At 62.0% G+C, this 14,319-nt stretch carries 11 protein-coding genes and 1 pseudogene; 6 read left to right on the plus strand and 6 right to left on the minus strand.

Going from position 1 to position 14,319, the window contains the following annotated elements; genetic code table 11:
• Positions 1-68: 68 nt before the first annotated feature.
• Positions 69-851: a hypothetical protein gene (locus tag AC1RL4_RS28840; RefSeq protein ID WP_028940394.1), complete on the minus strand. Its 783-nt coding sequence runs from the start codon at positions 849-851 to the stop codon at positions 69-71.
• A 147-nt stretch (positions 852-998) separates the two neighbouring features.
• On the opposite strand from AC1RL4_RS28840, the gene AC1RL4_RS28845 reads away from it, so the two are divergent.
• Positions 999-2,318 carry an Nramp family divalent metal transporter gene (locus AC1RL4_RS28845; RefSeq protein WP_028940393.1) on the plus strand — a complete coding sequence of 440 codons (1,320 nt, stop codon included), beginning with the start codon at positions 999-1,001 and terminating at the stop codon, positions 2,316-2,318.
• Between the two features lie 16 nt (positions 2,319-2,334).
• Here the strand turns inward: AC1RL4_RS28845 and AC1RL4_RS28850 are convergent, their stop codons facing one another.
• Positions 2,335-3,231: a LysR family transcriptional regulator gene (locus AC1RL4_RS28850; protein ID WP_018928067.1), complete on the minus strand. Its 897-nt coding sequence runs from the start codon at positions 3,229-3,231 to the stop codon at positions 2,335-2,337.
• 110 nt (positions 3,232-3,341) lie between these two features.
• Here AC1RL4_RS28850 and AC1RL4_RS28855 point away from each other — a divergent pair, with 110 nt between their 5' ends.
• A complete protein-coding gene (locus AC1RL4_RS28855) occupies positions 3,342-3,944 on the plus strand; it encodes an NADPH-dependent F420 reductase (protein ID WP_028940392.1) in 603 nt (200 codons plus the stop codon).
• A 190-nt stretch (positions 3,945-4,134) separates the two neighbouring features.
• Here AC1RL4_RS28855 and AC1RL4_RS28860 read toward each other — a convergent pair whose 3' ends face one another.
• From AC1RL4_RS28860 to AC1RL4_RS28870, 3 genes are read right to left on the minus strand one after another with little or no spacing between them, the layout of a single operon-like run.
• A complete protein-coding gene (locus tag AC1RL4_RS28860; protein ID WP_028940391.1) occupies positions 4,135-5,313 on the minus strand; it encodes an acetyl-CoA C-acetyltransferase in 1,179 nt (392 codons plus the stop codon).
• Between the two features lie 11 nt (positions 5,314-5,324).
• Positions 5,325-5,990 (minus strand): CoA transferase subunit B, encoded by a 666-nt coding sequence (locus tag AC1RL4_RS28865; protein ID WP_018928064.1) that lies wholly within the window; start codon positions 5,988-5,990, stop codon positions 5,325-5,327.
• 36 nt (positions 5,991-6,026) lie between these two features.
• Positions 6,027-6,725 (minus strand): CoA transferase subunit A, encoded by a 699-nt coding sequence (locus AC1RL4_RS28870; protein ID WP_018928063.1) that lies wholly within the window; start codon positions 6,723-6,725, stop codon positions 6,027-6,029.
• A 148-nt stretch (positions 6,726-6,873) separates the two neighbouring features.
• Between AC1RL4_RS28870 and AC1RL4_RS28875 the strand changes: the two genes are divergently transcribed.
• A complete protein-coding gene (locus tag AC1RL4_RS28875; protein WP_028940389.1) occupies positions 6,874-7,767 on the plus strand; it encodes a LysR family transcriptional regulator in 894 nt (297 codons plus the stop codon).
• A gap of 251 nt (positions 7,768-8,018) precedes the next feature.
• Here the strand turns inward: AC1RL4_RS28875 and AC1RL4_RS28880 are convergent, their stop codons facing one another.
• Positions 8,019-9,065 carry a class I SAM-dependent methyltransferase gene (locus tag AC1RL4_RS28880; RefSeq protein ID WP_028940388.1) on the minus strand — a complete coding sequence of 349 codons (1,047 nt, stop codon included), beginning with the start codon at positions 9,063-9,065 and terminating at the stop codon, positions 8,019-8,021.
• A 298-nt stretch (positions 9,066-9,363) separates the two neighbouring features.
• Here AC1RL4_RS28880 and AC1RL4_RS28885 point away from each other — a divergent pair, with 298 nt between their 5' ends.
• The 3 genes and pseudogenes from AC1RL4_RS28885 to AC1RL4_RS28895 all read left to right on the plus strand — a co-directional run.
• Entirely contained in the window at positions 9,364-10,203 is an 840-nt protein-coding gene (locus tag AC1RL4_RS28885) for an HvfB family MNIO-type RiPP peptide maturase (protein WP_230172987.1), read from the plus strand.
• The gene (locus tag AC1RL4_RS28890) at positions 10,196-10,966 is read left to right on the plus strand and encodes an HvfC family RiPP maturation protein (protein ID WP_493120686.1); all 771 of its coding nucleotides are present in this window, start codon (positions 10,196-10,198) and stop codon (positions 10,964-10,966) included. Before AC1RL4_RS28885 ends, AC1RL4_RS28890 begins: the two co-directional genes overlap by 8 nt.
• 148 nt (positions 10,967-11,114) lie before the next feature.
• A pseudogene (locus AC1RL4_RS28895) lies at positions 11,115-14,319 on the plus strand (DUF6531 domain-containing protein); the annotation flags it as partial.

Genomic DNA, 14,319 nt, shown 5'->3' on the forward strand with positions numbered 1-14,319 from the left:
TCCCACGGATCGCGATTTGTAGCAGCAGCCTCGCAAGCTCGACAGCTGCTACACAAGGCGTGTGGTGATCATCGTTGCCGTTCGTTGAAACGATAGGGCGCTGGGCGCAATGCCCGTTGTTTAGTCACCAACAGCATCCCGAACGAGGCGCCTATCCCCAATGCGAATCCCATCCAGCCGAACCTCGGCAACGCCAATGCCAGCACCAGGCAAAACGCCGCGAACGAATACATCCCGGTTGCCGTAGCCCTGAGCAACGCCGCCGTAAACGCCGGACCGCGAGTCTGCTGGGAAAATACCGCCATCACACTGCCCAGCACCGGGAACACTGCAAGCAACCCGCTCCAGCGCTCGCCGACGGTGCTGGCCAGCAGCGTCACGGCCAACGTGAGCAGGGCGCCAGCCATCATGCGCAGCAGCAGTTTGTCGGATTTGGGCGCCGGGCCTGAAACGACGGGTTGCACCGAGGGAAACAGGTACGGTGCGGCCAGCAACGCGGTGGCGGCGGCGATCACCGAGAGCGCCAGCGATGGCGGGATCAGCGACAGCACAACAGCCACCGACGCCCAGACCAGCAGCGCCATCGTCAGTGCCCACGACCAGCTCAAGCGTTGTGCGACCTGGGCATACGTCACGCAGAATGCAATCATCGCGAACATGGCTGACAGCGCCGCCGTTGCCGCTTGAGCGGCGAACACATGGCCTTGCTCGATGGCGAGGAACAACAGAATCGGCCCGACCACCACCGGCAACCCCGACAGCCAACCGGCCACGCTCGGTCCCCAGCGTTTACCGGCCAGGGAAATCAGCAACAGAAACCCCGGAATCACCAGCAGCTTGAGCATCAGCACGCACGCATCTCCATTTGTGTGTGCCGGTCACGTTAGCATTGCGGGCGATGGATTGCTTAAGGCGGTTTCTGCGCAAGCGTTGAGCGCCTACACCCGGGTGCGCGAAACGTCTAAGCTGCGCGCTCCCACCTGTTGACGGATGCTTGCGTGAAATTCAGTTTGCCCAAAGTCGGCACCGCGCCGTTTTGCCCACCGGAAGTGGCCGGCACGGTTGCCGTTGACCCTGGTGCTTCGTTCTTCAAGCGCGTTCTGCGTTTTGCCGGCCCCGGTTTGCTGGTGTCCATCGGCTACATGGACCCGGGCAACTGGGCCACGGCCATCGAGGCCGGTTCGCGGTTTGGCTACAGCCTGTTGTTCGTGGTGTTGCTGGCGAGCCTGGCGGGGATGGTGGTGCAGTGTTTGTGCTCGCGTCTGGGCATCGCCACCGGGCGCGATCTGGCGCAGTTGTGCCGGGAGCGCTACAGCACGCGGACCGCACGGACCCAGTGGCTGCTGGCGGAAATTTCGATCATCGCCACCGACCTCGCCGAAGTGCTCGGCTGCGCCTTGGCATTCCACTTGCTGCTGGGTTGTTCGCTGACGTTTGGCATCGCGCTCACCGCGTTCGACACGTTGCTGGTATTGGCCCTGCAAAACCGGGGTTTTCGTCGGCTGGAGGCGATCATGCTGGTGCTGGTGGGCACTATTGGCGCGTGTTTCTTCGTCGAACTGCTGCTGATCAAACCCTATTGGCCGGACGTCGCTCGCGGTTTCACACCGTCACTTTCGGTGATCGGCGATGCGGCGCCGTTGTACCTGGCCATCGGCATTCTCGGGGCCACGGTGATGCCGCATAACTTGTTCCTGCATACCTCGATCGTGCAGACGCGGATGATCGGCAAAGACCTGGCCAGCAAGCAGGACGCGGTCAAACTGGCGCGCATCGACACCATCGGCTCCCTGGCGCTGGCACTGCTGGTCAACGCGGCGATCCTGATTCTTGCTTCGGCGGCCTTCCACAAGACCGGGCACACCGACGTGGTGGACATCCAGGATGCCTATCACTTGCTCGATCCATTGGTGGGCGGGGCGTTGGCCAGCGTGTTGTTTGGTGTGGCGTTGCTGGCGTCGGGGCAGAGCTCGACCTTCACCGGCACCATCGCGGGCCAGGTAATCATGGAGGGCTACCTGAACCTGCGCTTGCCCTGCTGGCAACGGCGCTTGATCACTCGCGGGCTGGCGCTGATCCCGGCGTTTATCGGCGTGTGGCTGATGGGCGACGGGGCAATCGGCAAACTGCTGGTGTTGAGTCAGGTGGTACTCAGCCTGCAACTGCCGTTCGCGTTGTACCCGTTGATTCGCATGACCAACGATCAGACGCTCATGGGGCCGTTTGTGAATCGGCTGCCAACGCGGGTGTTGGCGTGGGGATTGTTTACGGTAATCAGTGCGGCCAACAGCTGGTTGATTTTGCAGTTTGTGGGCTGAGTCATTCTTTTGATCTTCACCCCCGCTCAAACGCCTCAACCAGATAATCGATAAACACCCGGGTCTTGGCCGGCATCAACGTGCGGCTCGGGTAATACAGCGAGATCGATCCCGCGTCGGCATGCCAGTCCGGCAACAAGCGCAGCAGTTCGCCGTGCTGGATATGGGCGATGACATCGGGCGACACCAGCAGCGTCACACCAAGGCCGAGCAGGGCCGCTTCACGCATGGCGGCAGGGTCATTGAGCACGATGTTTTCACTCAGCTCGGCGCTGGCTTCATTGCCCACGCTATCCCGCATCACCCATTGGCGCACCCGCCCGGTGCGAATGCCGCGCATCACAATGCCGTTGTACTGAGCCAGGTCCGCCGGGCTGCTGGGCAGGGTGCGTCCGGCCATGTACGCCGGTGAGGCCACCGCCACCACATCCGCCGCTGCCAACGTCCGCGAGACGACCCCGGGTGTCAGCTCGAAACCGCCGCCGATGGCGGCGTCATACCCTTCGGCGATCAGATCGACCTGGCGGTTTTCAAAGTGCCATTCCAAGCGAATCAGCGGGTAGCGCGCCAGAAATTCCGGTAACAGCGGCAACACGTGGTCAATGCCGAACGTCGGCGCCAAGCTGACCTTGAGCACCCCCGCCGGCTCCCCGCGATCACTGGACACCGCACTGATCGCCGTCTGCAGCGCCTGCAGATTGCCGCCGATGCTGGCCAGAAAGCGTTCGCCGGCTTCGGTCAGTGACAGCTTGCGGGTCGAGCGCTGGAACAGCCGCACACCGATATTGCGTTCAAGCATCGCCACGTTGCGGCTGACGGCGGCGGGCGTCAGTGCGAGCAACCGTGCGGCGGCGGAGAAGCTGCCGGTTTCAGCGCTGCGCACGAAAGATTCGAGGTTGGCGAGTGTTTCCATCTCAGACACCTGATATTAATACTTGAAGATCATTCAACTCATTACCGTCTAATAAAGTAGTAATGGCAAGCGCAGTATTCACTCCACCAACCCACTACGGAGTGAACACCATGAGCACTATCGGAATCATCGGCGCCGGCGCCATCGGCACAGCCTTCGCCAAAGCATTGTCCCGTCAGGGCATTGAAGTCGTCATCGCCAACAGCCGCGGCCCGGAAACCCTGGCCTCACTGGTGGAAGAACTCGGGCCGACGGCGCGGGCCGGCACCCGTGAAGAAGCGGCCGCGCAGCCGATCGTTCTGGTCGCGGTGAACTGGTCGAAATTGCCAACGGCACTGGCCGGATTGCCGGATTTCGGCGGGCGGATTGTCATCGACGCGAACAATTCGATCGAGGCGCCATCGTTCAAAGCGGTGGATTTGCAGGGCCGTCCGTCCAGTGAAGTGTTTGCCGAATGGGTACCTGGCGCGCGGGTGGTCAAGGCCTTCAATCACCTTCAAGCGCCTCTGCTTGAGAGTGATCCGGCGGCGGAGGGTGGGCGGCGAGTGTTGTTTCTTTCTGGTGACGATGCCGAGGCCAAGGCTCAAGTGGCAGCGCTGATCGAGCGATTGGGCTTCTTTGGAATCGATCTGGGCGAACTGAGTGTCGGGGCGCGGCTGGTGCAGTTCCCGGGCGGTCCGTTGCCGGTCTTGAACCTGGTGAAATTTGCCTGAGGGCCAGAGGTTTCCAGCCGTTGTGGTGAGGGGACTTGCCCGCGAAAGCGGTGTGTCAGGCGACATCAATGTTGACTGTGCCGCCGTCGTCGCGGGCAAGCCACGCTCCCACAGGTAACCGAGTGCTCTCGGGAGAATGCGGTCACCTGTGTGCGAGCCTGCTCGCGATGAACGACAACGCGGTCTCGGGCTAGCGCTCGATCGCCAATGCCACGCCCTGACCGCCTCCAATGCACAGGGTGGCCAGGCCTTTTTTGGCGTCACGCTTGATCATCTCGTGCAACAAGGTCACCAGCACCCGGCAACCCGAGGCTCCAATCGGATGACCCAGGGCAATCGCGCCACCGTTGACGTTGACCTTGCTCAGGTCCCATTCCAGGTCCTTGGCCACCGCCAGGGATTGCGCGGCGAAGGCTTCGTTGGCCTCGATCAGCTCCAGTTGATCGATGGACCAGCCGGCCTTGTCCAGGCAACGACGGGTGGCGCTGACCGGGCCGATGCCCATGATCGCCGGGTCGACGCCCGCGTTGGCGTAGGCGGCGATTTTCGCCAGCACCGGCAGGCCGAGGGCCTTGGCTTTTGCGGCGCTCATCAGGATCACCGCGGCGGCGCCGTCGTTCAGCGACGAGGCGTTGCCGGCGGTCACCGAGCCGTCCTTCTTGAAGGCCGCTTTCAGCTTGCCCAGGGATTCGGCGGTGGTGCCGGCTCGCGGCTGTTCATCGGTGGCGAAGGCCAGTGGATCGCCCTTGCGTTGGGGGATCAGGATCGGGGTGATTTCATCGACGAAACGCCCGGCTTCGATGGCGGCCACGGCTTTCTGTTGCGAGGCGGCAGCGAAGGCGTCCTGGGCTTCACGGCTGATGCCGTACTTGTCCACCAGGTTCTCGGCGGTGATGCCCATGTGGTAATCGTTGAACGCATCCCACAAACCGTCGCTGATCATCGTGTCGACGATCTGGCTGTGGCCCATGCGCAGACCGGTGCGGGCGCCGGGCAGCACGTAATTGGCCAGGCTCATGTTTTCCTGGCCGCCGGCGATGATCACCTCGGCATCGCCGCAGCGAATCGCCTGCGCCGCCAGATGCAGCGCTTTGAGGCCCGAGCCGCAGACCTTGTTCAAGGTCATGGCCGGTACGGCGTGAGGCAGTCCGGCCTTGATCGCAGCTTGGCGCGCAGGGTTTTGCCCGGCGCCGGCGGTCAATACCTGGCCCATGATCACTTCATCGACCTGCGCCGGGTCCAGATCGGTTTGCGCCAGCAACTGGCGGATCACCGCAGCACCGAGATCAACCGCGGACACATTGGCCAACGCGCCCTGGAAACTGCCGATGGCAGTGCGAGTGGCAGCAACAATCACAACGTCTTGCATGGACGGATTCCTCACTGGGCAGCGAACTGCATTTCCGGGACGTGGTCAGGCACGATCAGTTTGCCGGCGGTCTTGGCGACGATTTCCTCAACGCTCACGCCTGGTGCGCGTTCCTTGAGAATGAACGCGCCGTTGTGGATTTCCAAGTAGGCCAGGTCAGTCAGTACGCGTTTGATGCAACCGGCGCCGGTCAGCGGCAGGCTGCAGCGGGGCAGCAGTTTCGACTCACCGTCCTTGGAGGCGTGGGTCATGGTGACGATGATGTTGTCCGCACCGGCCACCAGGTCCATCGCGCCGCCCATGCCCTTGACCAGTTTGCCGGGGATCATCCAGGAGGCGATGTTGCCTTCGACGTCCACTTCGAACGCACCGAGCACGGTCAGGTCGATGTGGCCGCCGCGGATCATCGCGAACGATTCGGCGGAGGAGAAAATCGACGCGCCGATACGCGCGGTCACGGTTTGTTTGCCGGCGTTGATCATGTCGGCGTCGACTTCGGCGTCGGTCGGAAAGGCGCCCATGCCGAGCAGGCCGTTTTCCGATTGCAGCATGACTTCCATGCCTTCGGGGATGTAGTTGGCGACCAGGGTCGGAATGCCGATGCCGAGGTTCACGTAGTAGCCGTCCTGCATTTCGCGGGCGACGCGCTGAGCCATTTGTTCGCGGGAAAGTGCCATTGTTGTTATTCCTTCATTCGGTCCGGGGGCAGGGGATCACTTACGCACGGTGCGCTGTTCGATGCGCTTCTCGAACGTGCCGCAAATGACCCGGTCGACATAGATGCCAGGGGTGTGGATCTGCGACGGGTCCAGCTCGCCGGGTTCGACGATTTCTTCGACTTCGACCACGGTGATCTTGCCGGCGGTGGCGGCCAACGGGTTGAAGTTCTGGGCGGTGTGGCGATAGACCACGTTACCGAAATGGTCGGCTTTCCAGCCTTTGACGATGGCGAAGTCACCGGTGATGGATTCTTCCATCAGGTACTGGCGGCCCTTGAATTCGCGCACTTCCTTGCCTTCAGCGACTGGAGTGCCGACGCCGGTGGCGGTGAAGAACGCCGGGATGCCGGCGCCGCCTGCGCGCATTTTCTCGGCGAGGGTGCCTTGGGGGGTCAGGACGACTTCGATTTCGCCTTTAAGCAGTTGGTCTTCGAACAGTTTGTTCTCGCCGACGTAGGAGGCCACCACTTTGCGGATCTGCCGGTCCACCAGCAGCACGCCGAGACCGAACCCATCGACGCCGCAGTTGTTGGAGACCACGGTGAGGTCACGGGTGCCCCGGTGCTGGATCTCGGCGATGAGGTTTTCCGGAATCCCGCACAGGCCGAAGCCGCCGGAGATCACGGTCATGCCGTCTTCAAGACCGGCCATCGCTTCCTCATAGGAATACACGCGCTTGTCGAACCCTGCCATATGCACCTCTTTTATTCTTTGTGGGCGGCTGGCTAGCCGGATGGGGAGGGAGTGTCTCGCCACAGGATTTATTTGTTAAGTTGATTTTTAAGGTTGATTGATAGATAAAACTCACCAATGAGTGCGCGCTACGTTGGAGACAGTGGCCATGACCGTTAAACAGATCCGCGCCTTCCTGGCCGTGGCCCAGAGTTTGAGCTTTGCCGTGGCTTGCGAGCGGCTGCACCTGTCCCAATCGGCGCTGAGCCTGACCATCAAGGCGCTGGAGGACGGCCTGGGCGGGCGCCTGTTCACCCGCAATACCCGCAACGTCGCACTGACCGCCGAGGGTGAATCGCTGCTGCCACTGGCCCGTCGGCTGATCGCGGACTGGGACAATGCCGAGGATGAACTGCGCCAACGCTTCACCCTTCAGCGTGGCCGCGTGACGCTGGCGGCGATGCCGTCGTTTGCCGGCAACCTGCTGCCGCCGATCCTCAAGACTTTCCGCGCGCGTTATCCCAAGGTCAACGTCACGGTGAACGACGTGATCAACGAGCAGGTGTTGGAAATGGTCCGCGACCGCCAGGTGGAATTGGGCGTGGCGTTTGAGCCGACCCAGAGTTCGTCGCTGCAATTCACCCCGTTGTACATAGACCGGTTTGTGGCGGTGGTGCCGCTTGATTCACCGCTGGCGGACCTGAGCGATATCGATTGGCAGACGTTGCTCAAGGAACCGTTCATTACCCTGCAGCGACCGTCCACGGTGCGGGTGATGCTTGAAGAGCACTTGCAGGCGCGGGGGATGAAATTGCCGGTGGAGTTTGAAAGTCATCAGTTGGCAACGGTCGGGCGGATGGTGGCCAGCGGACTGGGCGTAAGCGCGGTGCCAGCGTTGTGCGCCGAGCAGATGCGCGAGTTGGGCGCGCGTTGTATCACCTTGCGCGACCCGGTGGTGGAACGGGCGATCGGGGTTTTGACGACCGGGCAAGAACTGTCGGCGGCGGCGCAGGCGTTGTTCGATATTCTCAAGGCTGAAAACCTTGGCGAGCGTCTGAGTTGATCACGGTCACCTATGAGAGCGGGCTTGTGTGGCGAGGGGGCTTGCCCCCGTTGGGGCGCGAAGCACCCCTAAAACCAATCACCGCGATCTTGAATTTAGAAAGCGGTGACTGGTTTTACGACTGCTTCGCAATCGAACGGGGCGATGCGGCGTTCCGACAAGCCCCCTCGCCACACAAGCCCGCTCCCACAGGATCCGGTTTCATCCGTTGCATCCGGGCAGACCAACCTGCCCGGGTGATGAGCCGGGCGTTATTTACGCGCCTCCAGAATCAGGTTGAACGGCGTTTCCGTGGCTCGCCGGAACTGGGTGAACCCCGCCTCGGTGAAGACCTTGCGCAACCGTGCCTCGCCTGCCTGGGCACCGAGCCCGAGGCCGACCTCCTGGGACAGCGAGTTGGGTGTGCAGATAAAGGTCGAGGCGGCGTAGAACAGCCGTCCCACCGGGTTGGCGTTCTCGTCTAGCGTGTCGTTGGCGAAGGGCTCAACCAACAGCACCGTGCCGTCGGGTTTGAGCGATTCATAGGCATGCCGTGCCGCGCCCACCGGGTCACCCATGTCGTGCAGACAGTCGAAATAGCAGATCAGATCATAGTCGTCGCCCGGATAGCTCTTGGCGGTGCCCTGGAAGAACCGTGCCCGTCCGGACACGCCACCTTCTTCGGCGCGCTGGGTGGCGACGGTGATCGAGGGCGCGTGGTAATCGAAACCGACGAACCGCGACTCGGGGAAAGCCTGGGCCATGATCACGGTCGAGGCGCCGTGGCCGCAGCCAATGTCCGCCACTTTCGCGCCAGCCTCCAGTTTGGCGACCACCCCGTCGAGCGCCGGCAGCCACTCGCTGACCAGATGCGCCTTGTAGCCTGGGCGGAAGAACCGCTCGGTGCCGCTGAACATGCACGGATGGTGATCGCCCCAGGGCAGGGCGCCGTTGCCGCGCATGGCGTTGACCAGTTTGTCCTTGTCATGAAAAAACGACGCAACCACCGCCATACCGCCGGCCACATAGACCGGTGAGTCTTCGATCGCCAGCGCCAGGGCTTGCTCTTCAGGCAGGCGGAACTGGCCGTCGCGGTGTTCCATGTAACCGGAGGCCGCGTGGGCGCTGAGCCATTCACGCAGCAGGCGGGTGTTGCAGCCGGTCTTCTCGGCGAGTGCTTCGGGGGTGACTGGCTGACTGTCGGCCATGGCCCGGTACAGGCCGAGTTCTTCGCCGAGGATGACGTTGGCGAGCATCGCCGCGCCGCCCATGTCGCTCACCAGTTTGCCCATGAAATCATTGAGTCTGGCCTCGTCCATCATGTGTGCTCCTTCAGCAGGATCACGGCCCGCAGGCATTGTTTGTCGAGGCATGCACCTGTGGGCGGTGATCGTGGGAATGAACAGGACGATAACCGCGTCCTGGCTCCCCTACGGGGGTAATCAACAAGTCTAGTTCGTGTATCCCACTGTATCTGGCTGCCTGTCCGATACAGTGCGCTGAGAAGAGGGGCGTTTGCGCACACAGACCCGACACACCGAGGCGCTTGACTGGGCCTGCCGGCCGGCACTGAGTGTTCAGGCGCTGGAGACCGGATCCCAGGATGAGATCGACACCATGCAAATTCCCCTCACATCTGCGCAGGCGACCGTCGGGCTAGGCTTGCGCCGCGGTTTGATGAACGACCTTCAAGCAGCCTCGGCGGGCGCTTTCGACTTTCTGGAAGTCGCGCCGGAAAACTGGATCGGCATCGGCGGCGCGCATGGCGCGGCGTTTCGTGCCCTGGCCGAACGTTATCCGTTGTCCTGCCACGGCTTGTCCTTGTCGTTGGGTGGGCCGGCGCCGCTGGACGTAGGCTTCCTGCAAGAAGTGCGGGTTTTCCTCGATCGCTACAAAGTGCCGCTGTACAGCGAACACCTGAGCTACTGCAGCGATGACGGGCATCTTTACGATCTGCTGCCGTTGCCGTTTACCGAGGAAGCGGTGCACCACGTCGCCACCCGAATTCGTCAGACCCAGGACATTCTCGGTCGGCGCCTGGCGGTGGAAAACGTCTCCTACTACGCCGCGCCGCAGCAGGACATCGACGAACTGACGTTCACCAACGCAGTACTGCGCGAAGCCGATTGCGACCTGCTGCTGGACGTCAACAATGTCTACGTCAACTCGATCAATCACGGTTCTGATCCGCACACATTTCTGGCCGGCATCGACACGGGGCGAGTGGTCGCGATGCATGTGGCGGGGCATTTCGACGAATCCGACACCCTGAAAATCGACACCCACGGCGCCTCGGTCAAACCAGTGGTCTGGTCGTTGCTGGCCGAGGCATATGCGCGGTTCGGGGTACAGCCGACGCTGCTTGAACGGGACTTCAATTACCCGGCGTTCTCTGAACTGGTGAGCGAGTTGCAGACCATCCGCCGACTGCAAGACGAGGAGGCGAACCGTGGATAAGCCGACGCTGCACCAGCAGCAAGACACATTGACTCGCTACCTGCGCGACCCTGACCACTGTGCTCCACCCGCCGGGATGGACGTGGCACGGGCGCAGGTTTATCGCGATCTGGTGTTCTCGAACCTGTCGTCGTTGCTCAGCGGCACCTTTCCGGTGTTGGTGAGAATACTGGGGGACAGTGACTGGCGTTCTCTGGTGCGAATCTTCCTGCGGGACTACCGCGCTCACACGCCAAAATTCGGCGAGATCGCCCGGGAGTTTGTCGAGTTCCTCGCATCGATACCGCTGGCGCTGAACGATGGGCCGTGGCCACCGTTCATGGTCGAGCTGGCGCATTACGAATGGGTCGAAATGGCCCTGCAACAATCCGACGCCGAGCCGCTACCCGCCGGTGACGCAGGGCTGCTGCTGGATCAACCGTTGCAGGTTTCGCCACTGGCCTGGCCGTTGGCCTATGGCTGGCCGGTGCAAAAAGTGGGGCCGGATTATCGGCCGCAAATGCCACCGACTCAGCCGACATTGTTGTTGGTGCGTCGGGCTGAAGACTGGAGTGTGCGCTTCTCCGAGCTGAGCCCGTTGGCGTGGCGGTTGTTGCAGCGGATCGGGGAGTTTCCAGAGCTCGATGGTCGGTCGCAACTGGAAGGGCTGGCGGTGGAGGCGGGGATGGCTGGGTCGCAGGCCTTTATCGATAGTGGATTGGCGTTGTTGCGGCAGATGCATGGGGAGGGGGTAATCGGTATAGCGGCCTTTAGTCGCTGCTAATCAGCGAATCACCCTACATCCATTTCCACCTTTCCTGACTTCATTTCTGATTGATCCCCCGCAAAGTCCCCGCGCCTAATTTTCTGCGCAAGGGATTGCTTATGTTCGACTCCTTTTCTCCAGTCGCTGCCTGCTTTTCGGTGCGTTGATGGAGCACATCGCCCGTATCGAGCAGGAGCTAGACCGTTTTCCGGACTCCCTGACGCTCTACCGCAAACAGCTTAAGCGTTGGTTCAACCAAACGGCGGACATGGCCAGCCGTGCCGCTGACTTGCCGTCGCTGATGGACATGGAACGCAAAATCAAACTGGGCGATACCAGTAAGTCCGTCAGCAGCAGCGATGACGATTTTTTCTCCAGCGTTGCGCAGTGTCCCGACGGCGGAATTCTGCAGATCGAGAGCAAGTTCGAGTCGGTTTACGACGTTCCGTTGGGGAATATTCAGGTCGATGTCATTGCGGTGGATGGCGGTAAGTCGACGCCTGTGACGCTCAATGAACGTGGCAAGGGAGAGTTCACCGGTACACCCGGCAAGTTCTACCGCGTTCATGTTCACAACGAAGTCACCCCGGATCAGGTAAATGAGCTGTTTTCCTCGTACGACGGCCTGACGAAGGAGCTCGACAGCTGGCTGCGTGATGAATGGCAGACGTTCAAACCGAAGTGGTCGGAATCGTCTTCGGTTGCTGTAGGCAATGGAATGCTCGCGGGAAGTTGGGCGGCAATTGAAGGAGTGTGGGACGGCATCGGCCTGCTTTCGGACATTCTCAAGGATCCGGCGAAGTTCGCAGAGCGGTTGGGCAGCGGTGCCGATCAGTTGCGTGAGCTGGCGGAAAAATCACCGCTAGTGATGCAAAAAGTCCAGCTACTTGCCAGTGACGAAGCGGCGCTGTGTCTGCTGGTTCGCTGCGCCAGCCTGTGGCTCGACATGCTGCCACCGAGCGAAATCGCCGGCAAAACCGCCGAAGCGGTGTCGATGGTGGTGGTGCAGCTGTTGATCGACATCCTGATTGGCATCGTCCTGACGTTCGCCGGGGCGGGCGCCGGCATCGCCTATCTGACGATGCGTTTGGCTGATCGAGCTGCGCAGTTGCTCAGTGCCGTTGTGCGTCTCGTGAAGGCGATTTTCACGATCATCAATAACTTCATCGGCTACGTCGACCGCTACAAAAAAGTCGCCGCCCGCGGTATCGCCGCAGGGATGAAAAAAGGTCGGATGCAACTGCGTTGGGATGCCAGGCGCAACACCACTCTCAAGCAAAGCGAACACCGCGACGACGCCCCGGATCAGGCGAAAAACCCCAATGGCGACAGCGCCGATTGCTCGGCACTGACCTGCACCAACGGCTGTCCTGTGTCGATGGTCAGCGGCGAAGAACTGCTGACCCTGACCGACGGTGCGCTGGACGGGCTGCTGCCGTTTGCCTTCACCCGGTTGTACCGCACCAGCGCGGTGGAGATAGATTGCGGGCTGGGCTGGGCTGGGGCTGGAGCCATTCGCTCGCCCATCGACTGGAGATCGACGGCGACCAGGTCATCTGGATCGACCACGAAAACCGCCGCACCACGTTCCCGCTGCCGAATCACGAACGCCCGGCGATCCACAACAGCCTGTCGCGCGCGGCGATTTATCTCGGCGATGCCCCTGAAGAACTGATCCTCGCCCAGGCCGGCGACGACACGCGGTTCTACCACTTTCACCAGGGTCGGCTGACGGCGATCAGCGACGCCTACGACAACCGCCTGCGCATCACCCGCGACCGCCAGGAGCGCATTCAGCGCCTCGACAACGGCGCCGGCCGCGCCTTGCTGTTGCGTTACGACTGCGCCCACCTGATCGCCGTCGACTACCAGTGTTTCCGCCCGGCGCAGACCCTCGCCGAGGCCTGGTATACCGAGCAGACGCTGGTCAGTTATCACTACGACGAACGCGATCAACTGATCGAAGCGAGCAATGCCGCCGGCGAAAGCGAACGTTACGACTACGACGACAACCACGTAATTTTGCAGCGGCAACTGGCCGGTGGCGCGAGTTTCTTCTGGGAGTGGGAACGGTCCGGCAAGGCGGCGCGCTGCGTGCGGCATTGGGCGTCGTTTGCGCAGATGGACACACGGTACGTCTGGGATGACCAAGGCAGCGTCACCGTCCAGAACATCGACGGCAGCGAAGAGGTTTACGTCCACGATGACCGGGCGCGGCTGGTGCGTAAGGTCGAGCTGGATGGCGGCGAACACCTCAAGGTCTACGACGATCAGGGTCGGTTGGTCGCCGAGCAGGATCCGCTCGGAGCCGTCACCGAATACCGCTACGACGAAGTCGGACGGTTGGTGGCGCTGATTCCACCGGACGACGAGCCAACGGCCTACGAGTATCGCAACGGTTTCCTGCATGCGCGCTCTCGCGGTCAGGCGGTGTGGAAATATCAGCGCAATGCTCAGGGTGACGTCACCGAAGCCACCGATCCGGACGGTCAGGTCACCCATTACCACTACGACCCTCAGGGTCGGTTGCTGTCGATCCGCTACCCGGACACCAGCCGGCATGTGTTCGTCTGGAATGCCCTGGGGCAATTGCTCGAGGAAACACTGCCGGACGGTGGGCAGCGAACGTTTTCCTACGATGCGCTGGGACGGCAGACGACTCGTCAGGACGAACACGGTGCGGTTACCCAGTACCAATGGGATGCCGTCGGCCGACTGATCCAGACGACGCTGCCCAGCGGTGCCACCCGTGGGTTCAGCTACAACGCCTACGGCAAGATCACCGCCGAACGCGATGAACTGGGCCGCATCACCCGCTATGAATACGTCGACGACCTGCACCTGGTCAGCCGCCGGATCAATCCCGACGGCACCCAGCTCAAGTACCGCTATGACAATGCGCAGCTGCTGCTGACGGAAATCGAGAACGAATCCGGCGAACACTATCGGCTGGACTACACGCCCAGCGGCCTGATCCGACAGGAAACCGGCTTCGACGGTCGCCGCACCGCGTACGCCTACGATCTCAATGGGCACCTGCTGGAGAAAACCGAGTTCGGTGATGACGGCTCGCAGCTGGTGACGGCTTACGAGCGGGATTCGGCCGGGCGCTTGCTGGTCAAAACCTTGCCCGACGGCATCCAGGTCCAATACCGCTACGACTCGCTGGGCCGACTGACCAGCGTCGACGACGGCCACGATCATCCGCTGGAATTCGAGTACGACCAGCAGGACCGCCTGATCACCGAGCATCAGGGCTGCGGCACCCTGCGTTATGGCTACGACGCCTGCGGCCAGCTCAACCGCCTGCGCCTGCCGGACGGCAGCAAACTCGACTACCACCACGCCAAGGGTGGTGCGCTGACGGCCAT

The sequence above is a fragment of the Pseudomonas sp. GW822-FHT07A10 genome (assembly GCF_058798795.1).